The organism is [Collinsella] massiliensis (assembly GCF_002161605.1).
Classification (GTDB): domain Bacteria; phylum Actinomycetota; class Coriobacteriia; order Coriobacteriales; family Coriobacteriaceae; genus Enorma.
This window is the reverse complement of record NZ_NFIE01000010.1, coordinates 1-21,696: the sequence shown is the minus strand read 5'-3', so window position 1 is coordinate 21,696 and position 21,696 is coordinate 1. Positions and strand designations below refer to the sequence as shown.

The following is a 21,696-nucleotide window of genomic DNA, read 5'->3' as shown; positions in this document are numbered from 1 at the left end:
CTAGCCCTTGACGGCGCCCGCGGCGACGCCCTTGATGATGTGCTTCTGGCACAGCAGGTAGAAGATCACGACGGGGATGACCGCCATGATGAGCGCCGCCATGATGGCGCCCATGTCCACGCGGCCGTACGACCCCTTCATGAACTGGACCACGATGGAGATCGTCTTGTACTTCGTGGTGTCGAGCACCAGGTAGGGCAGCAGGAAGTCGTTCCAGATCCACATGGTCTGCAGGATGCCCACCGAGATGTAGGTGGGCTTCATGATGGGGAGCACCACGCTGAAGAACGTGCGGATGGGCGAGCACCCGTCGATGAGCGCCGCCTCCTCGATCTCGATGGGGATGGACTTCACGAAGCCGCAGAACATGAAGACCGCGAGACCCGCGCCGAAGCCCAGGTACACGATGATGATGCCCCAAGGCGTGGAGAGGCCCAGGCGGTCGGCCACGAGCGAGAGCGTGAACATGACCATCTGGAAGGGCACGACCATGGAGAGCACGCACAGCAGGTACACGCCGCGCGTGAAGCGGTTCGCCACGCGCGTGATGAACCAGGCGCACATCGAGCAGCACAGCAGGATCACGAACACCGAGCCCACGGTGATGAACACCGTCCAGCCCACGGCGTCGAGGAAGCCGTAGTAATCGATGGCCTGCACGTAGTTCTCAAGTCCCACGAACGTCTGGTCCGTGGGGAACGCGAACGGCTCGAGGCTGATGAACGTGCGGCTCTTGAACGAATCCATGAGGACGATGAGCACGGGCAGCACCCAGATGAAGCACAGGATGGTGAAGAACACCGTGCCGATCGTGCTCAAGATCTTCTTCCGCTTCATTTACTGCTGCACCTCCCTCGAGCGCGTAACGCGCAGCTGGATGAGGCCGATCGCCACGACCACGAGGCAGAAGATCACGGCCTTGGCCTGGCCGACGCCCTCCCAGCCCACGCGGCCGTAGAAGGTGTTGTAGATGTTGAGCGCCAGGAGCTCGGAGAGCTTCGAGGGCTCGCCGGCCGTGAGCGAGAGGTTCTGGTCGAACAGCTTGAAGCCGTTGGTGATGGACAGGAACGTGCAGATGGTGATCGAGGGCATCATCATGGGGATGATGACGCTCTTCAGGCGCTGCCACGGGCCCGCGCCGTCGACCTCGGCCGCCTCGAGCACATCGGTGGGGATGGACTGGAGCCCGGCGATGTAGATGATCATCATGTAGCCGATCTGCTGCCACGAGACCAGGATGACGAGGCCGGCGAAGCCGTACCACTCGTTCAGGTTGATGGCCTGGCTGTACTGGGCGAGGATGCCGTTGAAGATGAGCTGCCAGATGTAGCCGAGCACGATGCCGCCGATGAGGTTCGGCATGAAGAAGATGGTGCGGAACAGGTTCGTCCCGCGCATCTTCTGGGTGAGCGCGAGCGCCAGCGCGAACGCGATGACGTTGATCACCAGAAGCGAGACGATCGCGAAGAGCGCCGTGAACCAGAAAGAGTGCTGGAACATGGTGTCATCGAACGCTCGGATATAGTTATCGAGCCCGATGAACTCCGCGTCGGTGACGGTGGTGAAGTCGCAGAACGACAGCCACACGCCCATGATGAACGGCACGATGAAGCCGATGACGAATGCCGCGAGCGTGGGCACCAGGAAGATCGGCCAGTATTTCTTGATCGTTTTCTCCACGTTGACCTCCTTTGCAAACAACGAGGCCGACGAGCGGGTTGGCCCCGCCCGCCGGCCGAAAGTTCAGGTGCCTAGCGGGGCCGCGCCCCACCGGACGATGCGCGTTTACGCCTTGGAGGCAGCGGCCTCGTCAGCCCAACCCTGGACGAACGCGGACTGCACGGCCTCCCAGTTGCTGTCGGACTGGTCGGCGGCGTACGTGGTGAGCGCGGAGCCCACGCCGTTCTTCCACTCCTCGGACGGCATGGTGGAGAAGCACCACTTCACCGGGGTCTTGTCGGCGTTGATCTCGTCGGCGAGCTGGTTCAGCACGTTATCGGAGGGCAGGTTCTTCTCGAACGGGATCACGAAGCCCATGCCGGCCTCGCCGGACGGCATGGCGCCGTCGGCGCCGCACATTGCCTGGACACCGGTGTCGGACGTGACGCACCAGTTGATGAAGTCGAGCGTCGCCTGGATGTCCTCCTCGGAGGCGTTCTTGTTCACGCACCAGTAGTTCTCGGAGCCCGTGCAGATGCCCTGGTCCTCTTCGCCCTCGACGCCGATGTAGATGGGCAGCAGGCCGATGTTGTCATCGGTGACGTTGCTCCCGTCGGTGACGATGTTCGCGTACTCCCACGTGCCGTTCTGATAGAACACGCACTGGCCGGTGTTGAACTCGGCGGTGGCGTCGTCGGCGGTCTTCGTGGAGAGAAGCGTGGGCTCGCAGGTGGCGTTGTTGATGTAGAGGTCCCAGATCTGGCGGTACTGCGGCAGGTAGGTGCCCTTGATGGCGTCGGTGGTATCGATGCCGTCGGCCTTGTACTCATAGTAGATGGGCAGGTTCGCCAGGTGGGTCTTGAAGCGCCAGTCGGAGCTGGAGTCCATGCCGGCGGAGCCGAACGCGCTGAAGCCGAGCTCGTCCTTGCGGGAGGTGATGTCCTCGGCGACCTTCTTGAGGTCTTCGAAGTTCTTGATGTCGTCCGCGCTATAGCCGGCCTGCTCGAGCAGGTCCTTGTTGTAGATGAGGCCGTAGGACTCGATGACGTAGGCGATGCCCTTCGTCTTGTCGTCATCGCCCTTCAGGGCGTAGTCCTCCTTGGTGAGCTGGCCCATGATGTCCGTGTCATCGAGGTCGTAGCAGTAATCGACCCAGTTAGCCAGGCCGACCGGTCCGTTGACCTGGAAGAGCGTGGGGGCATCGGTCTTGGCCATCTCGGACTTGAGCGTGGTCTCGTACTGGCCGGAGGCAGCGGTGAGGACGGTCACGGGCACGCCGGTCTCCTCGGTGTAGATCGTGGCGAGCTCCTGCCACTGCACATCCTGCTCAGGCTTGAAGTTGAGGTAGTAGACCTTACCGGACGCCTTGTCGGAGCCGCTACCGGAAGCGTTCTCGTTGGAGCCGCCCGAGCAGCCAGTCGCCGCGACGGCAGCAACACCCGCCGTAGCACCGAGCCCCGCCGTAATGAATTGACGACGATTAAGCATGATGACTTCCTCCTCACGTTGTCATCCGAAATTGGAAACGTTTCCAATTTCTTCTGGTTCCATTATTCCATGCTTGGAAAACAATGGAATGAAACGTTTCCAAAAATACCGTTCGCGGAAGACGTGTCACCGCTCACCGTTCACCATTCGGCGAGCGGTCGCTGCCATGGAAACAGTTCCATCCCGCCGGGATGAGTCATTGGGTATGTAAAATAACCCCAGGGGTATTTTTACATCGCGTCATGCAAGGGTGCCCCTGGGGTACTGTTACCTGGTACATCGTCTCGGCTTGAGAGGGCGCCATGCTGCACGTCATCATCTCCCCCGCCAAACAGATGCGCGTCGCGCGCGACTCGTTCTCGCCGCGCGGCATCCCGCCCTTCCCCGACGCGACGGAGCGCCTGTACCAGGCATTGCTCGCCATCGAGCGCGCGCACGGCACAGACGGCCTCAAGGAGCTCTGGCGCGTGAACGACAAGCTCCTCGCCCAGAACGTCGAACGCCTGCACGCGTTCGTGCCCGTCAGGGATGCGGCGCAGCTCGAGGAGCCGGGCATCGCGCGCGCGGTCTCGCCCGCCGCGTTCTCGTACATCGGCATCCAGTACCAGAGCCTCGCGCCCGAGGTGCTCGACCTGGATGCCCTCGCATGGCTCGAGGAGCACCTCTGGATCCTTTCGGGCTTCTATGGCTGCGTCCGGCCGTTCGACGCCGTCGAGCCCTACCGCCTCGAGATGGGCGCGAAGCTCGCGGTAGAAGGGGCGCGCGACCTCTATGCGTTTTGGGGCGACCGCATCGCGCGTGTGATCGAGGGCGACGCGACAGGATGCGCTGACACAGCGTTCGAGCCCGCCGTCATCGTGAACCTCGCGAGCGTCGAGTACGCCAAGGCGGTGCTCCCTCACACGGCATCCACCACGCAGGTCATCACCTGCATCTTCGGCGAGGAGCTGCGTGGCGGCAAGCCCGTGCAGCGCGCCACGGCGAGCAAGATCGCCCGCGGCTCCATGGTGCGCTGGATGGCGGAGCAGCGCATCGAGCATGCCCGCGACCTCGCTCAGTTCGACGTCGGCTACCGCCACGCCCCCGAATTCGACCGAGAACGCAGGCTCAAGACGGGCGCGACGGAGCGGACGCTCACCTTTATACGCAACGACAGCGCGGCGTGAGCGCGCCCGGAACAAGTTCGAGCGTCGAATCCGAATGGAATTGGCATGAGGCCGAGTAGCGGGTTGACCCGACCTCCTGCCACCTGAGGTTTTGTTGACCCCTTGAGGCGGTCTACTCGGGTACTCGCCCATTCCGTTCGGTTTCGACGCTCGAACGTGCCCCGCAGGCGCCTTTGAGGCCTCAAGCGGAGCCCGCAAGCCCCCGATTACGCCAGATAGCGCTCGCGCAGCAGCTCGACCTCGGCCGGCGTGACCTCGAGCGCCTCGTTGATGTAGCCCATGAGGCTGCCGTAGCGCTCGGTCGCGGCGTCGCGGGCGGCGCGCAGCGCGCGGATGACGGCCGGGTAGCTGAAGGACTGCTCGTTCGTCGCGAAGATGTTCGTCGCGAGGTAATCCGCCTCGATGTCCTCCCAGTCCACGCCGAGCACCGTCTCCATGAGCGCCGAGGCGAGGCCGCAGCGGTCGCGTCCCACGGAGCAGTGCCACAGCGCCGCGCCCTCGGGGAACTCGATGATCGAGCGCAGAAGCGCGCGGTAGCCGAGCATGCCCGACGCGCTCATGAGCAGGTAGCGGTACATGACCTCCATGCTGTCGTCGGTGTCGTCGCGCATGGAGCGCTCGAACTCGCGCCGCTCGCGCGCGATCTTCTCGCGCGTCGCCTTCTCCTGCGTGATGCCCTCGGCGCTGCGCGCGAGGATGTCGGCGTGCACGTAGCGTGCGCCCGGGAAGGCGTCCATGGGGTCGGGGATCTCGATGAGCTCCTCGACGTTGCGCAGGTCGACGACGAGCCCCAGGTGGTACTCGTCGCGCAGGCGGTTGAGGTCGGCGTCGCTGCCGAAGCCGAGCGCGCCGGAGCGCAGCAGCAGCTTGGGCTTCACCCGCGAGCCCTCGGCAGCTGCCAAACCGCCCAGGTCGCGCGTGTTCGGCAGGTGGCCGAAATCGATCCAACCGTAGGTCTCGCGCCCCGCCGGGCCCATCGCCGCGGGAACCTCGACCTCGATGGGCGCATGCTCCTCGAAGAAAGCGATGCGGCGCGCGATGCGCTCCTCGACCTCCGGGATGCCGCCCGGGGCCGCCCCGGCGATGCTCCCCTCCTGCGGATACAGCTCTTCGGCGATTGCCATGGCGCTCTCCTTCGTCCTCACGTCGTTCTTCCGACGAACCATTGTGCCATCACGCTGCGCGAAACGCATCAAGCAACGGTAAGTACACGGAACGACCGCGGGGCGACGACGGTGCGGGCGCGGCCGGAGCACAGCACGGGCGGGTGACTCGGGCGAGCGGCGCGGCGGGCGCAGCGCGACCTACCGCGGGATGACCTCAGCGCCGAACGGCAGGAGCGAGAGCTGCGCCATCTTGAAGAGCTGGAGGCCGATGGGGATGCCGATGATGGTGATGCAGTACAGGCAGCCGAGGATGAGGTACGCGAGCGCCATCCACGCGCCGCACAGCACGAGCCACACGACGTTGGCGATGGTCGACGCCGCGCCTCCCCCGTAGGCGATGTCCACGCCGAACGGAGCGAGCGTGAGCCGGGCCATCTTGAACGCCTGCAGCCCAAGCGGGATGCCGATGACCGTGATGCAGAGGATGCAGCCGGCGAAGCACCACGCGACCGCGGTGGCGAGCCCGCCGAAGATGATCCAGATGATGTTGGCTATGAGCGACATCGTTCCTCCTATCGATGGGGCGCCGCCGAGCGTGCGCCGCCGAATGCTTGTATCAGACGCGTGGATTTTGCGACGGTTCCAGGCACATGCCCCCTCGCCCGTTGGGATGCCGATGGCTTTTTCAGGATCAATTCACTAGAGGGGTTCCCGTTATCACGGTTTCGTATTCGCTGCGGTGGCTGCGCAGGCTCCGCCGCTGGATCGTCGTCACTGCAAGGCGATGCGTCGGGGGCGGTTTACCCCTTTCTGTGCTATTATGCAAAGTTGACGGCCACCGCGTCACCGGTTCGGCCGCTCCTTTTCGTCACGTTTTCAGCGTGGAGAGTGGCCGCTGTCGGTTATCCGAAGGCGGCTGCTTTCCTTTTCCGATGAAAAGCCCGAACGATATAGCTGTAACCGCCAGCCGAGCGATACGCATCCGCCCTTTTCCTCGCAGCCAAGAGAACTGCCGACCACGCATCCACTACCCAAACCTCGCCCGAGAGCGTGCCGGCGCGAGGGCGCGCCGATGATAGAATGGTTGAGACGACCGATATGCCTCGCATGCGGATCGGAGGTGCCAAGGGCATGATGAATGCGGCCGCGATCGATATGGCCGAAAGGGTGCCCCAGCCCGCGTTGTCGGAGGGGACGATGCAAGCGCTTCCGCGCCTCCGGGCTGCGTGCGCGAAAAACCCCGCGATCAAGCAGCTCTACCTGTTCGGGTCGCGCGCCCGCGGAGCCGATACTGCGTCAAGCGACTTTGACTTCTTTGCCGTGCTCGACCTCGACCACCCTGCGCCCGCTCGTCAATACCTAGAGACGATCGAGCTCCTCGAAACTGCTACAGGCGGGCGAATCGACCTCGTCGTCGACGGGCATTGGAACTACCGCGACGGCATCCTCAAATCGGAGATAGAGAGGGATAAGGTGCTCATCTATGACCGCGATGCCCAATGACGTGCTAAGAGTCAAAGAGATCGATCGGCTCATCGACGACCTCCACCGACGCCTCGAAGCGTTTCACCTCGATGAACGCACCGTGCTCTCCCCCGAGACGTTCGAAGAGGAAGCGCTGGCGGACCTGCTTTTCATAGACATGTACCGCATCCTAGAAGAGGCGTCCAACCTGTCGTTCGAAACGCAGAGCAGCTACCCCGACATCCCCTGGACGCAGATCCGCGGCATGAGAAACCGCTTCGCGCACGAGTACTTCAACCTTAACCGCGAGGTTGCATGGAGCGTCATCGAGAACGACCTCGAACCCCTCCAGGCGATGACCCAGAGCTTTCTCGCCGCCTACGATGCCGATGACGCGCGCGATGGGAACAGCGCCTTGTAAGGAACGGCCTCGTAGCTGTTCGCCAGTAGGCCACAATCCGTTCGTGCACTCGGCTGCATGCGATATACGCACTCGATCGGTTTGATTGCAAGCAAAATTCCGCTGTTCCAGAATAGTCCACGGTATGCCAGAAAGGGCACGGCGCGATAACTCTTGGAACGGGCGGGACGTGCGCTGCGCGAATCGGACTGTCGGGTATATTGTCAACAAGGACAGATCCGAAGCCTTGACCAGGGGATTCAAGATCCACTACTCGAAGCGCGAAACGCACATCGTGCCGTTCGAGGTATATGAGGAGATGGAAGATGCTTAGGGTAGCCGACATAGAGCACCTGTTCGGCAAGGAGGTCAAGATAACCTGCACCGACGGGGAGGTAGTGCGCGGAAGGTTCTACGGCAAGACCACCGAGGCAGACGACCCCGACGAGCCGGAGAGCATCGACATCACCGGCTGGAAGTACCCGATCACGTGCATCGAGATGAATGAGATCGCGAGCATCGAGGAAGCGTGAGACAACAAGGCCGACTTTCGCCAATCCCCAAGCCTGTCGTGAGGCCGAACCGATTCAGTTAATCACTCTGCCCCTCGGTCAGCGCCAAACTTTCTCCTCTCCCACCTCCCTGCCCGACATGCCGATATGGTTCTGCCCGTTTCCAGGTTTACGGCCACGACCGCATCCCACCCTACGATTGCCCGCGATCTCCCTCCCACTAGCGTCAACTATGGCTGGCCTTTCCGTTTGATTACCAGCCAGAATGCCGCTGCTCCAAAACAGAATGGGATGCGCAGCTGTGCCTGATAAGCATGGCCAAGCGGTATACAATCCTTGAGAGCGAGACCGAGCAGACCAAGAAGGCGCTCGAGGGCTACCTGCAGGAACTGAAGGGGGCGGGAATAGTTGAAGGTTAAGAACAGCTGGACGGTTCGCAACATGACCATCCTCAAACTGACCGAGAACATCCCGCTGACAGACTGGCACAAGATGACCGTGGGGGGCGTCGAGTTCAAGCCGTTCATGGTTATGGACGCAGGAAGGGATGTCATCGCCATCGGCGGCGAGCACGACTTCACGGGTGAGGAAGTCGAGTTCATCTGACCTGGCTCCAAAACGCCCAAGCATGCCACGACAAGTCGCCTCCGGGCGGCTTTTTCATGCCGAGGCTCCGAGCGACACCATCGATAGCTTCTCCCTATCACCCGGACATGAGCAAAAGGCCCGCCTATCTCGCCCGGGGAAGGGCGCAGACCAACCTAGGAAAGGAGAAGGAGATGGCAGAGGAGGGCTCCGTTCGACGATGGAGGTCTGATTACCAGATAGAATGCCAATGCCCCAAACCTCGCAAGGGCATATAGGGAAGGCCGCGTCCCTGTGCGGAATCGGAGCCTCTCCTACTGCGTCACGATCAAGTCCAGCTACAGGGCAACCCAAGTAGTCGGCTTCAGCAAAACAGAAGCCCGCCCCGCGTTATCCAGCCCCGTCCAAACCCTATTTTCGCTCCGAGAACGCGGCGACGATGTTGTTACCGTACTGCCGGCGATACACCTTCTGGTTGCACTGGAACACGCATGCAGCGAGCACCTCGGCCGCATAAATGACCCCGGCATCCGTCCCCATCGAAGCGGACGGAACAGAGCGATCGCTGATCTCGAGCACCTTGATGTGCACATCCGCAATCTCGACGAGCGGGCTCTTCCCGGCGTTCGATATCGCGATGACGGGAATTCCGCGGCTTTTCGCATATTCCGCGATGCCGACCGATTCCGACTTCTCGCCGGACTTCGACACGATGATGACCACATCTCGTTCGGAATCGAGCTGGAACACGCGTCGCTTGGTAAGAATGGCATTGCTTTCGCACAATGCTCCCTTGCCGATCTCGATAAGCAGCTCGCAAAGGTACGACGCGAAAAGATTGCTCGTCGTATATCCGTAGCAAACGATGTTGCGCGCGCCGTCGATCAACTTGGCAGCACGCGCGAAACACTCCGCGTCATTGCTCTGGCGAATGGACTGGATGATGTCGCATGTACGCTTTTCCAGCTTTTCCAAGATGTCAGAAGGCGTATCCGATTCGATGATTTCCGAGGTAGACTCCCCCACCGAATTCTTCGCATCATCGATCATCTCGCCAAACATGCGATACCCGAGCTTCTTTGAGAAGCGGACTACGGTCGCTTGCCCGATTCCCAAACGCTCCGCGAGATCATATGAGGTCATTCCGCCCACATCAGCACCGTTGATGATGAGGTAGTCCGCGATCTTTTTCTCGGTCATCGTGAGCTTGGTGTAGAGACTGTTTACTTTAGTTGAGAACATCGTGTGCCTCGCTGAGGGGTGGGAACGTGATGGCTCCACTATATCTGAATCGGGCTCCGTACACGAAATACAATCGGCTGGCGCAGATGAATAACGTTCTACCGGATATGAAGGCGCCCCGTGCACGCTACGCGCGGGGCGCCTTCGCGGCATCCTATCCCAGCACCCGAGAGAACACCTCGGGCACCCGGCGCGGACACGAAACCTCACGCACCGCGTCCGCGAGCATCTCGAGCGCCAACCGCTCGCGGGGCTCGCACGGGTTGAGTTCGGTCACCGCGCGCACCGCCTCATCGATACCGAGCTCGCGCACCAGGCGCGCCATCTCCACCGATTGCGGCTCAGCGGCGTCTTCGTAGCAGAAGCCATGTGCTGCTGCGCGCAAGATGAAATACGGGGTGATACCTTGCTCGATGCAGAGCAAAGCCGGACCCAGGAATCGATCGCCTTTCTTGAGCTTGCGAATCGGCTGTCGAACGATTCGCGCGATACGGTCGTGGAAATAGGGCGTGTCGAATTTCTCCATCATGGTCTTGATGGCAGCCTCGTCCGGCACGGGAATACCGTACGCCGCTTCAAGCGCGCGCCTGCCTTCAAACCACGCATAGAGCGCAAGGGCGCCGATGCGCGCGTCCTCGATCGCCTCGTTGACCGTCGTGTATCCGGCGCACGCGCCCATGAATCCCAGCGAGCAATGGATGAGGTTCTCGCTCCAGATCTTCTCGATCATGCTGAGCTCGACATCCGGATCGATGTGGAAGAACGAGGGAAGGCGATGCCCCGCCTCAAAGGGCAGGCAATCCTCCACGGGTAGCACGGACTTGTTGTCGCCGGTGAGCGCGAACCGCTCCGCCCCCGTGCCCGCATGAACCACCTTCCGATTCGCTTTCGAGGTGGCAAGCGCCACGTACGTGCGGGCGTACGCACGCTCGTCCTCGTTGAGCTGCGCCTCGATAGCGCGCTGGAAATACTCGTGGAGCCCCACGAAGTTCCCGCCCAGTATGACGGCTGCCACATCTTCCACACCGCGCGCCTTCCGGACGCGCACCATTTCGGCAAGATCGCGGGCAACGTCATCGAACGACTTGGGAAACACCGCCACCGCGATGTACGTCGCCCGAGCCAGCGCATCGAGGTAGGCGTCGCGATCAGCCACGTCCACGCACGAGAATCCGTCCACGCGCACGTGTTCGACGGAGCCCGTAAGCAGATCCTTCTCCTCGACCGTGTAATGCCCCTGCTCGCGCAAGCCGCGCACGAGCGCTGCATCGGTGTCGGCAAAGGTCAGCTCGTAGCAGCCCTCCTTATAGAAGAGGGCACCGAACATGCCGCGTCCGGTCTGGCCCGCGCCCACGATCACCACGCGTTCCGGCTCCATGGGTCACGCCTCCTTCGCATGGTAGGAGATCGCGATGCAGTCCATGTCACCCTGCAGCTCGAACGAACCGAAGCCAGCTGGAACGAGCAGCGTCTCCCCCAAGCCGATCGGCGTGCCACCGACGCTGCCCGCGCCCGCCACGCAGGTGATGAACAGAAACGAGTCGTATCCAAACGACGTTTCCCCTTCAACCTTCATGCGCAGGGCGACGTACTCGCCGTCCACATCGTGGTAGGTGATGAGCTTCATGCCCGGTACCTGCACCGGATGCGGTGGCTCCGCGCGGAACGGAACCTCCGGGAAGTGCACGCAGGCATAGACATCGTCAAGGGCAAGCGGACGGGTAGGATCGTCGCGATCATTGTCGAAGAACCGATACGTGATGTCCCCGTTCGTCCCGAACGTCGCCGAGACCGCGCCTGCACCGTTCCCGCCATGGATGACGCCTGCCGGCGTGTGGACGAAATCACCGTCGTGCACCGTAAGGGTGTCGAACAGACGATTCCAGTCGCGCCGCTCCACGCAATCCTTGAACTCCTCGAGCGAAGCGACCTTGTGACCGAAAAGCCAGGTACCGACATGCCCCTCGTCATCAAGCGTCACCGCACCCGACACCTTTCCACGACATCCTTCGTGCGCAAGCGCATAGGCATCGTCGGGGTGGAGCTGATAGGACTGGAAGCCCTCGTTGCAGGTGATGGTCATGCGCACGGGGAAGACCTCGTCAGAGCAGGCGAAAAGCTCACGATTCGACGCATAGAACGCCGAGAGGGGCTCGCCGGTCTCTCGCACGATGTTATCCAGCTCGCCGGGCAGCGCGATGACGCAATAGATAGTCCCCACATTGGGCAGGTCGGTATCGATGCCGAAACGGTCTATGAGCTTCCGCCCTGCCCAGATGAACGATTTATACATGGGCTCGATATGGTATATCCGCTTCATGAGACCCCCTTACAGAATTCCCGCGAGGCCGAGCACGAGGACGGCTGCCATGAGACCGAAGATCATCTTGGTAACCGATACGCCCTTCTTGGAGACCAGGTACCAGCAGCCCACGACGAGCAGCAAGCTCAAGATGTTCGGGAACACGCCGTCGATGACCTCTTGCACCACAACAGGGTCGGCATCGGCGGAAGCGGCGAACGAAAGCGGCGTGGTGAGCTTCACGTAGCTCGCCGAGAGCGCGCCAATGATCACGATGCCGAAGAGCTGCACCGCAACTTTGATCTTCTCGATTGCCGAACCCATGAGCATGGTGATGGCGTCCTTGCCAAGCTCATAGCCCTTGTTGAACAGGAAGCGTGCATAGACCCACAGCAGGATGGGCGTCGCCACGATAAACGCGATCACGCCGAGCGGGCTATACGGGCCGGTTCCCGTGAGCGAGATGGCGATGGTCGTGAGCAGCGGAAGCACCGTCGCCTGGATGAGGCTGTCGCCGATGCCGGCAAGCGGCCCCATGAGCGAGGACTTCACCGTACGGATCATGTCGTCGCCCACATCCGCGCCGAGTGCCTTCTGCTCCTCCATACCCACGAGGATGCCCCACAGCACGCTCGCCGTGGTCTGCTCCGTGTTGATGAAGTCGATCACGCGAAGCATGCCCTGCTTCTGGCCCTCAGCGTCATAGTATTTCTTGTACAGGGGAATCATGTCGTACGCATAGCAATTGCCATGCCAGTTCTCAAGGTTGCAGCAGTACAGGTACTGCAGCTGATAACGCCAGAACAGCGCGTTGAGTTCCTTCTTCGAAAGCGGCTCCGCGTGCTTAGAGGTCGTCTCCTGGATGATCTGATCGCTCATGTTACAGCTCCTCATCATCGTCAGCAGCCGCAGAAGCGGCTGCGACCTGGGGTTGATCGTTCTTTTCAATGAGGTAGTAGAAGAACGCGATCGCAGCGGCAACGATACCGATCGCAATGAAGCTCATGCCCATGACGGACATCATCATGAAACCGAGCACGAAGAAGATGAACATCCAGTTACCGGAGATGTTGAACTTGAGCAGAATCGCCATACCGACAGCGGGAAGCGTGTTTCCCAGCAGGCCAAGGGCGTGGAGCACGTTCTCGGGAATGACGGCCAAAAGCCCATTGACGGCATCGGCGCCCAGATAGAGAAGGATGAACACAACGAAGAAGTTCTTCGCGATAAGGAACAGCTGGGGAAGAACCACGTTGCCCATGAAGATGGTTCGATAGTTGGTCTGTTCAATCCCTTTGTGCACGATGCTGGTGCAGAACGTGTTGAACGCGCGCATCACATGCACGAGGTTTGCGGTGAGCACCGAAACGGGCGCGGCAAGCGCGAGCGCAGTACCGGTATCAAGGCCGTTGATGATGGAGAGCGCCATGATGGGGTACGACACGACGCCGACGTCGATGGTCACGGCGCCGCCCACGGCAAAAGCGCCCATATATGCAAGCTGGAATGCAACCCCCAGCTCAAGGCCCTTTTGAAGGTCACCGAAAATCAGTCCCACGAGCAGGCCGCCCACCAAGGGACGCTGGCAGGTATAGCGGCCAAACACCATGCCGCCAAACGAAGCGAACGTATCGGTCAGGTAATACAGAATCGCGACGAGTAGTACCTGGATGAAGTATGTCATGAATGCACACCCGCTTTCGACTTGGCATTTGCCCACGTGAGGTTCGGCGTGGTAAATGCCGGATTGATGATGAGATCGGTCCCGTGCGATTCAAGGACATTCAAGTCCTCGATCTGCTCGGGCGTGAGATACAGCATCTTCTCTATGAGCGTCGCCCCGGGAACATTGGGTTGCGGCCCCACGTTGAGCACACCGCTGAACGCATAGCCCTGCTCAACGAGATCGCGTGCAGCGCGCGTGGTCTTGAACACGACGAGATAGCGCTTCTTCGACTGCTCGGCTTCGGGAAGTTTCACCAGTGCTCGCTCTTCCGTGAACGCAAGCAGACGCGTCGAACCGAGCGCGCTTTTGAATACCGTCTGCATGAACGTATCGCCGGCGATCTCATCGTCGACGATAATCACGCCATCGACCGGATGCTCCTTGGTGATTTTCGTGGTCGTCTGACCATGCACGACCCTGCTGTCAATGCGATAATGGACGATCATCAACCCACCTCTCAATCTATCAGGATTGTTGATGCGAAGGCCTTCGACGCTATCATGCCATAGTTTCCTGCCAATAAGTCAAATAATTCAAGTTTTTTTCTGAACGGTTGAATTATTCGGTTTATCGGTAGGTGCGGAGGTTGGTCGCCTCCCCCCCACCCGCGTATAATGTCGCCAACGCTTGCGCGGCGCATCGCCCCGCGAGCGGGGACATATCGGGGAGCTTGCGGGAAACGGCAGGCTGAGAGGGGGCGCGCCCGCCCCGACCCGCAGAACCTGACATGGGTAATGCCAACGAAGGGAGCCGCATCATGGATGCACCGCAGAACCCAGCCACAAACAACGCCGACACCGCGACCGCACAGGCCGCCGGCACCCCCACCCGCCCGGACGGCAGCCCGTGCATCACGCAGATCGACTTCGCGCGCGCGGGCGTCATCACGCCGGCCATGCGCGCCGTCGCCGAGCGCGAGCACCGTGACCCGGAGTTCATCCGCGCGGGCGTCGCCGCCGGGCGCATCGCCATCCCGGCCAACGTGCGGCACCTCGCGGCCGGCCTCAAGCCCGCGGGCGTGGGCGCGGGCCTCTCCACGAAGGTCAACGTGAACCTGGGCATCTCGGGCGACGTCGCGGACGCCGATGTGGAATGGGAGAAGGTCGCCACGGCCGAGCGCCTGGGCGCCGACGCCATCATGGACCTCTCGAACTCCGGCAAGACGCGCTTCTTCCGCCAGGAGCTCGTGAAGAAGACCCCGCTCATGGTGGGCACCGTGCCCATGTACGACGCGATCGGCTACATGGAGAAACCCCTCGTGAAGCTCACCGTCGACGACCTACTGGAGGTCACGCGCGCCCACGCAGAGGACGGCGTGGACTTCCTCACCATCCATTGCGGCATCAACAAGAGCGTCGTCAAGACCTTCAAGGAGACCGGCCGCCTCATGAACATCGTGAGCCGCGGCGGGTCGCTCCTCTTCGGCTGGATGGAGGTCACGGGCAACGAGAACCCCTTCTACGAGTACTACGACGAGATCCTGAAGATCTGCCACGAGTACGACGTGACGATCTCCCTCGGCGATTCGTGCCGCCCGGGCTGCCTCTTCGACGCGAACGACGCCGTCGAGACCGCTGAGATGATCGAGCTCGGCAAGCTCGCGAAGCGTGCCTGGGACGCCGGCGTGCAGGTGATGATCGAAGGCCCCGGCCATATGGCCATCAACGAGATCGCCGCCAACGTGGAGCTCGAGAAGCGCCTGTGCCATGGCGCGCCCTACTACGTGCTCGGGCCCCTCGTCACGGATATCGGCGTGGGCTACGACCACATCACCGCGGCCATCGGCGGCGCCATCTCCGCGAGCGCCGGCGCGGACTTCCTGTGCTACGTGACGCCGGCCGAGCACCTCTGCCTGCCCGACGCCGACGACGTGCGCGAGGGCCTCATTGCCACGAAGATCGCCGCGCACGCGGCCGACATCGCCAAGGGCGTGCCGCATGCGCGCGACGTGGACGACCGCATGGGCGACGCGCGCCGCCGCCTCGCGTGGGACGAGATGTGGAACTACGCGCTCGACGCCGATACCGCCCGCGCCCGCTACGAGGCATCGCCCGCATCCACCGAGGGCACGTGCACCATGTGCGGCAAGATGTGCGCGGTACGCACGGTGAACAAGGTGTTCGAGGGCACCACGATCGACCTGGACGCGGAGTAACGGCGCCAGGCGGGGGCCGGGTCGGCCATACCATCCCGTGCTCAGACAGCGCTGCGCGAACTGCGCGCGGGACGGTATTGCCGACCCGGCCCCCACAGCATCACCCCTCTCCGCGGCCAGGTCGAGCGCGGTGCCGCTCCCACCGATCACCCAAGGTGCGGAGAGATGGAAGGGTTGCAACCATTCTTTGTTTTGGATGGTCAACCTGCTTGAAATGGGTACGAGAGCAGGTGATGTCGCCCCGCCCCCTCACCGTATCGTTCCGCGCGCAGTTCGCGCAGCGCTGTTTGAGCACGGGATGATACGGTGAGGGGGCGGGGCGGCAGATCATCCCCACGCTTTGGAAGCGAGGTTATTGTTTATGCAGGTAAAGACCATCCCCGCCGTGCTGTCTATCGCTGGGTCGGACTCGAGCGGCGGCGCGGGCATCCAGGCGGACATCAAGACCATCGCGGCGCACCACCTCTTCGCCGAGACCGCCATCACGGCGCTCACCGCGCAGAACACGACGGGTGTGCGCGCGGTGCTCGAGGCCACGCCGGAGTTCGTCGCCCAGGAGATCGACGCCGTGTTCGAGGACATCCCGCCGGCGGCGGTGAAGATCGGCATGGTGTCCTCCGCCGCCATCATCGAGACCATCGCCGAGCGCCTCGAGCACTGGGGTGCGCGGAACATCATCGTCGACCCCGTGATGGTCGCGACGTCCGGCGCGCGCCTCATCGACGAGGGCGCAATCGAGGCGCTCACCGCGCGCCTGTTGCCCATCGCCACCGTCATCACGCCGAACATCATGGAGGCGGAGGCGCTCGCCGGGCGCGCCATCGAATCGAGCCGCCACCAGGCGCTCATCGCCCAAGACCTCGTCCGCCGCTTCGGCTGCGCCGCCCTCGTGAAGGGCGGCCACAACGTCAACGACGCCAACGACGTGCTGGCAGAGCCCGTGGCGAACGCCGACGACGAGCCGCGCATCACGTGGTTCCGCCACACGCGCGTCGAGACGGAAAACACCCACGGCACGGGCTGCACGCTGTCCTCGGCCATCGCCTGCGGCCTCGCCCAGGGCAGGACGCTCCCCGATGCCATCAACCAGGCTAAGGAATACCTCACCGGCGCACTCGCCGCGGGGCTCGACCTCGGGCACGGCTCCGGCCCGGTCGATCACATGTGGCAGATCTGATGATAAAAAGGTGACTGACACCATTTTATCATCAGAGGTGCAGACGGCCCAGGAGCTCGGGATATCCCTCGTCGATCGCATCGTTGAACTGGCGCGCGTAGAGACCGATGGCCGCGAACCACGCCGCCGCGAGCGCGAGCGCGACCATGAGGAGCACGGCGACGCCGGCGATGAGGACGGCTGGCGTCAAGCCTGCCCGCGAGACCATGAGCCCGATGAGCGCCAGGCACCCGAGGGGCACCGCGACGGCGAGGATGCGCAGGGTGCGACGGCGCGCTCGCTGACCGCGCAGCAGCGCCGCATGGAGCTCGGCGAGCTCTTCGTGCGTGAAGCGGCGCTCGAGGAGCTGCGAGCGCTCGCGCGCGCTCAAGCGGTTGATATAGATATGCATCGCGAAGCTCCCTTCCCGGCCCGTCGCCCCATTCTACCGCCGATCGGCAGGCGGCCAGCACGCGGCCAGCACGCCGCGGTGAAATGTGGCAGTATGCATGCTCATATCGCTATTTGCGACTAAACGAACAGCATTCTTGATTATCGGCCGGTAATCCGGGTAGAAGAGTAGTAACAACGTGCCTCCCGACCGACTCACGGATGGGAGGCTTTTTCGTTAGGAGGAGTCATGCAGCACTTCGATCCGGATCACGATTACGTGAACGAATATGTAAACCTATGGAATCGCAGGATCGGCAGCGCGAAGATCTGGATGATCGTCTTGGGCGTCCTGCTCGTCATCTTGGGCATCGCGAGCGCCGCCGCGCCGCTGGGCATGTATGCCTTCATCCAGGGCTTCATCGCCGCCGTGCTCATCATCCGCGGCGTATCCGACATCATCGGCTACGTTCAGACGCCCGCGTTCTTCCGCAACGGCGCCACGCTCGCGGCAGGCATCCTGAACGCCCTGCTCGGCGTGCTGTTCCTGGCGCTGCCGACGGTGTTCACCGCCACCACGCTCGGCCTCTTGCTGGCCTTCCTGCTCATCATGACCGGCATCGAGCGCCTCTCCTTCGCGCACAGCATGCGCTACTACGAGCTTGAGGGGTCGTCCGCCGGCACGGTCATGGGCATCGTGAACATCATCCTCGGCGTCATCCTCGCGTTCACGCCGCTCTTCACGGGCGTGGTGCTCACCTACCTCATCGCCGCCTACCTCATCGTGGCGGGCGCGACCCTCATCGTCGAGGGCGTGATGATCAAGCGCATCGAGCGCTGATCCAGCCCGCGCGGCGCGTGCCCGTCACCAAACCCGCGTAACCGAAGCGACCGGAGCGAGATGCCCGTCATCCCGCTCCGGTCGCTTTTTCATGCCGGTTGCGAGCGCGACGGCCAAGACCCATGACTCGGTGGCAAGCGCCGCCCGTCCCAGGCGGGTGCGCTTACAGGTACTTGCGCCAGTCGTCCTCGTCCTCGTCGTCGTCCGCCTGCGCCTCGCGCGCCGACTCCTCGGCGGCAGCACGAGCCGCGGCCTCGCGCGCGGCCTCGGCATAGGACGTGGCGGGCGCCTCGGGGAACGCGCTAAACGCGTGCTCGAACTTCGCGAGGTTGTCGTCGTAGCGCGTGCGCGGAATAGCGAACACGACCTCCTTCACGCCGTGGACGCCGCTCGCGAGCTCCTCGCGGAAGAGCTCGGCGACCTGCTCGGCATCCCAGCCGAAGACGCCGCAGCCGTACGCGCCGAGCACGGCCTTCTCCCTACCGAGCGCGTCGATGATCGAGAGGACGAAGCGGATGCGGTCGCGCATGGCGGCCGCGAGCGTGTCCTCGGCCACATGGTAGTCCGCGCGGGCACGCTGGGCATTGGGCGCCGCCGCCACGATGACGTCCGCGTACGCGTGCATCTTGCCGCGCTCAAAGCGCACGGCGGGCACCATGAGCGCACGGTCGCGGTACAGCTCGCAGTTGATGTTGCGACGGCGGTTCTCCCCGTACCAATCGCGCTGCTCGTTGAGGACGTTGTACAGGTACGACTCGGTGCAGAGCGCCTCTTCCTGCGCGAGCCCGCCGCGGATGTAGCCGCCGCCCGGGTTCACGAACGAGGCGAAGTCGAGCACGGCGAGATCGCAGAACTGGGCGTACCCGCGGCCGTGCTCGAGGATAGCCGCGACGGCGTCGGTCGCCTCGACCGTCACCGCAGGGACGCAGGCCTCGGCGACCTCGGTCTTCGGCGCGCCCTCGTAGCGCACCACGCCCTCGAGCGAGCGGGCGATATCCTTCGCGAGCCGCGTGGCGACCTCGTCCGTATGCTGCTCAGCAGCCACTCGCCGCGCCTCGCGCCGCGGGTTCTCGCGACCGCCCCCGCGGTTTCCGCCGTTTCCCTGCCCGCCGCGCGCGCGGCGATCGTTCCTGCGCTCCATGTCATCACCTTCAGCGTCTGAAGCCGGCCAAACACCCTTTAAGGATACCCGCAAACCGCGCGCGGCGCACGGCCTTGAGCGCACGGGATCGCGAGCGCGCAACCGGGTGCCGACGCGCCCCGGGTAGCGCCGCCTACGCCCCGATGGCGCTCGTGGCGATGGCAACCGCCTCGGACACGTCGTCGGTGATGTGGACGAGCTCGGGGTCGAGCTCGGAGATCATGTTCTCCGCACGCAGCGTCCCTTCGATCCAGCTGAAGAGCCCGCTCCAGTACGCGCGGTCCATAAGCACGACCGGCGTGCGCGTGACCTTATGCGTCTGCACGAGCGTGAGCAGCTCGAACAGCTCGTCGAGCGTTCCGAAGCCGCCGGGGAACACGATGGCGCCCTGGGAGTACTTCACGAACATCGTCTTGCGCACGAAGAAGTAGCGAAACGACATCCCCAGGTTGACCCACCTGTTGAGCCCGTCCTCGTAGGGAAGCTCGATCCCGAGCCCCACCGAGGTGCCGCCGCATTCCGCCGCGCCGCGGTTCGCCGCCTCCATGATGCCCGGGCCGCCGCCCGTGATGGTCGCCACGCCCGCCTGCGCCAGGCGGCGCCCCACCTCGCGCGCTTGGGCGTAGCGCGCGTCATCGCGCGGGGTGCGCGCCGAGCCGAACACCACGACCGCCGGCCCCACCTCGGCGAGCGCCCCGAAGCCGTCCACGAACTCCGCCTGGATGCGCAGGACGCGCCAGGGATCCATGTGCAGCCAGTCGGTGGACGCCTCGGGTGCGAGGAGGTTGCCCATCACGGTGTCGCTCGGCATCATGGACCCGCGCATGATCACGGGTCCGCGCTGGTGCGCGCGCTCGCCCTCGTAGCCCCGCTCGTCATCGGGGATGCCATCGACCGGGCAGTGCCCGCGCACGGTATCGTCGCTCATCGCCGTCCTCCTTCCTCCCGCATGGGCGCGGGAGGCCCCTAGTAGTCCGCCGCCGCGGGCGAATCCATCCAGTCGCGCACGAACGCCTTGTAGCGCCCCTCGATGATGGCCTGGCGCGCGCGGCGCATGAGGTCGAGCAGGTAGTAGATGTTGTGCATCGAGAGCAGGATGCCGCCGAGCATCTCCTTCTGCGCCACCATGTGGCGGATGTGCGCGCGGGTGTAGCCGCCCGTGCACACCGGGCAGGTGCAGTGCTCGTCGACGGGCCGCGGGTCGCGCGCGAAGCGGGCGTTGCGGAAGTTCAGCCGCCCCTCGCTCGAGAACGCCGTGCCCATGCGGCCGGTGCGCGTGGGCAGCACGCAGTCGAACATGTCGATGCCGCAGGCCACGCCGCGCACGAGCGTGGTGGGGTTGCCCACGCCCATGAGGTAGCGCGGCTTGGTGCGCGGCATGTACTCGGCCGCGAGCGGCTCGAGCGTCTCGAACATGACCTCGTGGCTCTCGCCCACTGAGTAGCCGCCGATGCCGTACCCGGGGAAATCGCCCATGTCCTCGAGGCGCTGCAGGCTCTTCACGCGCAGATCCATATGCATGCCGCCCTGCACGATGCCGAAGAGCGCCTGGTCGGGGCGGGTGTGTGCCTTGTAGCAGCGCTCCGCCCAGCGGCTCGAGAGGTCGGTCGAGCGCTCGACGTCGCGCCGTTCCACGGGGTAGCCGATGCACTGGTCGAGCTGCATGCAGATGTCGCTGCCGAGCTTCTGCGCGATGGCCATGTTGTCCTCGGGCGTCCAGAACACATGGCTGCCGTCGTAGTCCGTGGCGATGAAGCGCACGCCCTCGTTCGTGAGCTTCACGGCATCCGAGTGGCTGAACACCTGGAAGCCGCCGGAATCCGTGAGGATGGGGCCGTGCCAGTTCATGAACTCGTGCAGGCCGCCCAGCTCGGCGATGAGGTCCGCGCCGGGACGCATGGCGAGGTGGTAGGTGTTCGAGAGCACGATCTGCGCCCCCAGGTCGCGCACCGTCTCCCACGGGATGCCCTTCACCGTGGCGCGCGTGCCCACGGGCATGAAGATGGGGGTCCCGATGTCGCCATGCGGCGTATGCAGCACGCCCGCGCGCGCGTGCGTGCGCGGATCTTCAGCGATGATGTCATAGGTGAACAGGGACTGATCCATAGGCATCCGTTCCTCGCGTGGTAATCTCGTACCGGGTGTTAGGGTACCACGCGCGCGCCGGCGGCCGCGGACGCCCCTTGGGAAAACCAGATACGGGGCCGGACGCGGCGGCGCGTGCGGGTGCAGCGACGAAGGGAGACCAGCTATATGAAGTCAAGACCTGAAGGCTAGCTTTTCTCATTCCCGGATCTATCGGAACCAGCACCTTGAGAACCGGATACCGAATGCTTTGAAGGGTCCCTCCCGGGCCTTGCCGG

General features: G+C 63.4%; 24 protein-coding genes. 9 read left to right on the top strand and 15 right to left on the bottom strand.

Annotated features, from left to right (window positions below; all coding sequences use genetic code 11):
• The 3 genes from B5G02_RS05310 to B5G02_RS05300 all read right to left on the bottom strand — a co-directional run bounded on the left by B5G02_RS05310 (position 1) and on the right by B5G02_RS05300 (position 3,147).
• Complete coding sequence (locus B5G02_RS05310; RefSeq protein WP_094335452.1) at positions 1-837, bottom strand: carbohydrate ABC transporter permease; 837 nt, start codon at positions 835-837, stop codon at positions 1-3.
• On the bottom strand, positions 838-1,680 hold the full coding sequence (locus B5G02_RS05305; RefSeq protein ID WP_094335451.1) for a carbohydrate ABC transporter permease: 843 nt from the start codon (positions 1,678-1,680) through the stop codon (positions 838-840).
• 105 nt (positions 1,681-1,785) lie between these two features.
• Positions 1,786-3,147 (bottom strand): ABC transporter substrate-binding protein, encoded by a 1,362-nt coding sequence (locus B5G02_RS05300; protein ID WP_094335450.1) that lies wholly within the window; start codon positions 3,145-3,147, stop codon positions 1,786-1,788.
• A gap of 302 nt (positions 3,148-3,449) precedes the next feature.
• On the opposite strand from B5G02_RS05300, the gene B5G02_RS05295 reads away from it, so the two are divergent.
• Positions 3,450-4,313: a YaaA family protein gene (locus tag B5G02_RS05295; RefSeq protein WP_094335449.1), complete on the top strand. Its 864-nt coding sequence runs from the start codon at positions 3,450-3,452 to the stop codon at positions 4,311-4,313.
• Between the two features lie 206 nt (positions 4,314-4,519).
• Here B5G02_RS05295 and B5G02_RS05290 read toward each other — a convergent pair whose 3' ends face one another.
• Both B5G02_RS05290 and B5G02_RS05285 read right to left on the bottom strand, forming a co-directional pair.
• Positions 4,520-5,437: a tyrosine-protein phosphatase gene (locus B5G02_RS05290; RefSeq protein ID WP_094335448.1), complete on the bottom strand. Its 918-nt coding sequence runs from the start codon at positions 5,435-5,437 to the stop codon at positions 4,520-4,522.
• Positions 5,438-5,617: 180 nt separating this feature from the next.
• Complete coding sequence (locus B5G02_RS05285) at positions 5,618-5,983, bottom strand: YccF domain-containing protein (RefSeq protein ID WP_094335447.1); 366 nt, start codon at positions 5,981-5,983, stop codon at positions 5,618-5,620.
• A 516-nt stretch (positions 5,984-6,499) separates the two neighbouring features.
• Here B5G02_RS05285 and B5G02_RS05280 point away from each other — a divergent pair.
• The 5 genes from B5G02_RS05280 to B5G02_RS05260 all read left to right on the top strand — a co-directional run bounded on the left by B5G02_RS05280 (position 6,500) and on the right by B5G02_RS05260 (position 8,401).
• Positions 6,500-6,922: a nucleotidyltransferase family protein gene (locus B5G02_RS05280; protein WP_094335446.1), complete on the top strand. Its 423-nt coding sequence runs from the start codon at positions 6,500-6,502 to the stop codon at positions 6,920-6,922.
• Positions 6,903-7,304: a HepT-like ribonuclease domain-containing protein gene (locus B5G02_RS05275; RefSeq protein WP_094335445.1), complete on the top strand. Its 402-nt coding sequence runs from the start codon at positions 6,903-6,905 to the stop codon at positions 7,302-7,304. The genes B5G02_RS05280 and B5G02_RS05275 overlap by 20 nt, the downstream gene beginning before the upstream one ends.
• Before the next feature lie 124 nt (positions 7,305-7,428).
• The gene (locus B5G02_RS05270) at positions 7,429-7,617 is read left to right on the top strand and encodes a polymorphic toxin type 50 domain-containing protein (protein WP_241146176.1); all 189 of its coding nucleotides are present in this window, start codon (positions 7,429-7,431) and stop codon (positions 7,615-7,617) included.
• The gene (locus B5G02_RS05265; RefSeq protein ID WP_094335444.1) at positions 7,610-7,816 is read left to right on the top strand and encodes a hypothetical protein; all 207 of its coding nucleotides are present in this window, start codon (positions 7,610-7,612) and stop codon (positions 7,814-7,816) included. Before B5G02_RS05270 ends, B5G02_RS05265 begins: the two co-directional genes overlap by 8 nt.
• A gap of 387 nt (positions 7,817-8,203) precedes the next feature.
• Positions 8,204-8,401 carry a hypothetical protein gene (locus B5G02_RS05260; protein WP_094335443.1) on the top strand — a complete coding sequence of 66 codons (198 nt, stop codon included), beginning with the start codon at positions 8,204-8,206 and terminating at the stop codon, positions 8,399-8,401.
• Between the two features lie 390 nt (positions 8,402-8,791).
• On the opposite strand, the gene B5G02_RS05255 is transcribed toward B5G02_RS05260, so the two are convergent.
• The 6 genes from B5G02_RS05255 to B5G02_RS05230 all read right to left on the bottom strand — a co-directional run bounded on the left by B5G02_RS05255 (position 8,792) and on the right by B5G02_RS05230 (position 14,096).
• Positions 8,792-9,622 carry a MurR/RpiR family transcriptional regulator gene (locus tag B5G02_RS05255; protein ID WP_094335442.1) on the bottom strand — a complete coding sequence of 277 codons (831 nt, stop codon included), beginning with the start codon at positions 9,620-9,622 and terminating at the stop codon, positions 8,792-8,794.
• A 154-nt stretch (positions 9,623-9,776) separates the two neighbouring features.
• Positions 9,777-11,000: a hypothetical protein gene (locus B5G02_RS05250; RefSeq protein WP_094335441.1), complete on the bottom strand. Its 1,224-nt coding sequence runs from the start codon at positions 10,998-11,000 to the stop codon at positions 9,777-9,779.
• A 3-nt stretch (positions 11,001-11,003) separates the two neighbouring features.
• The gene (locus tag B5G02_RS05245; RefSeq protein WP_094335440.1) at positions 11,004-11,942 is read right to left on the bottom strand and encodes a hypothetical protein; all 939 of its coding nucleotides are present in this window, start codon (positions 11,940-11,942) and stop codon (positions 11,004-11,006) included.
• Positions 11,943-11,951: 9 nt separating this feature from the next.
• Complete coding sequence (locus B5G02_RS05240; protein WP_094335439.1) at positions 11,952-12,803, bottom strand: PTS system mannose/fructose/sorbose family transporter subunit IID; 852 nt, start codon at positions 12,801-12,803, stop codon at positions 11,952-11,954.
• A 1-nt stretch (position 12,804) separates the two neighbouring features.
• Complete coding sequence (locus B5G02_RS05235; protein ID WP_094335438.1) at positions 12,805-13,608, bottom strand: PTS sugar transporter subunit IIC; 804 nt, start codon at positions 13,606-13,608, stop codon at positions 12,805-12,807.
• On the bottom strand, positions 13,605-14,096 hold the full coding sequence (locus B5G02_RS05230; protein ID WP_094335437.1) for a PTS sugar transporter subunit IIB: 492 nt from the start codon (positions 14,094-14,096) through the stop codon (positions 13,605-13,607). The genes B5G02_RS05235 and B5G02_RS05230 overlap by 4 nt, the downstream gene beginning before the upstream one ends.
• Before the next feature lie 311 nt (positions 14,097-14,407).
• On the opposite strand from B5G02_RS05230, the gene thiC reads away from it, so the two are divergent.
• Both thiC and thiD read left to right on the top strand, forming a co-directional pair.
• Complete coding sequence (gene thiC / locus B5G02_RS05225; protein ID WP_094335511.1) at positions 14,408-15,805, top strand: phosphomethylpyrimidine synthase ThiC; 1,398 nt, start codon at positions 14,408-14,410, stop codon at positions 15,803-15,805.
• Positions 15,806-16,166: 361 nt separating this feature from the next.
• Positions 16,167-16,982, top strand: coding sequence for a bifunctional hydroxymethylpyrimidine kinase/phosphomethylpyrimidine kinase (gene thiD / locus B5G02_RS05220; protein ID WP_019238913.1), 816 nt, complete (start codon positions 16,167-16,169; stop codon positions 16,980-16,982).
• Positions 16,983-17,013: 31 nt separating this feature from the next.
• On the opposite strand, the gene B5G02_RS05215 is transcribed toward thiD, so the two are convergent.
• On the bottom strand, positions 17,014-17,373 hold the full coding sequence (locus tag B5G02_RS05215; RefSeq protein WP_019238914.1) for a hypothetical protein: 360 nt from the start codon (positions 17,371-17,373) through the stop codon (positions 17,014-17,016).
• Between the two features lie 228 nt (positions 17,374-17,601).
• Here B5G02_RS05215 and B5G02_RS05210 point away from each other — a divergent pair, with 228 nt between their 5' ends.
• The gene (locus B5G02_RS05210; protein ID WP_094335436.1) at positions 17,602-18,192 is read left to right on the top strand and encodes an HdeD family acid-resistance protein; all 591 of its coding nucleotides are present in this window, start codon (positions 17,602-17,604) and stop codon (positions 18,190-18,192) included.
• Positions 18,193-18,355: 163 nt separating this feature from the next.
• On the opposite strand, the gene B5G02_RS05205 is transcribed toward B5G02_RS05210, so the two are convergent.
• The 3 genes from B5G02_RS05205 to tgt form a co-directional block, all read right to left on the bottom strand.
• Complete coding sequence (locus B5G02_RS05205; RefSeq protein WP_232385486.1) at positions 18,356-19,237, bottom strand: TIGR02452 family protein; 882 nt, start codon at positions 19,235-19,237, stop codon at positions 18,356-18,358.
• Positions 19,238-19,466: 229 nt separating this feature from the next.
• Positions 19,467-20,261 carry a TIGR00730 family Rossman fold protein gene (locus B5G02_RS05200; RefSeq protein WP_094335435.1) on the bottom strand — a complete coding sequence of 265 codons (795 nt, stop codon included), beginning with the start codon at positions 20,259-20,261 and terminating at the stop codon, positions 19,467-19,469.
• 38 nt (positions 20,262-20,299) lie between these two features.
• Positions 20,300-21,439: a tRNA guanosine(34) transglycosylase Tgt gene (tgt, locus tag B5G02_RS05195; protein WP_094335434.1), complete on the bottom strand. Its 1,140-nt coding sequence runs from the start codon at positions 21,437-21,439 to the stop codon at positions 20,300-20,302.
• Positions 21,440-21,696: the final 257 nt, after the last annotated feature.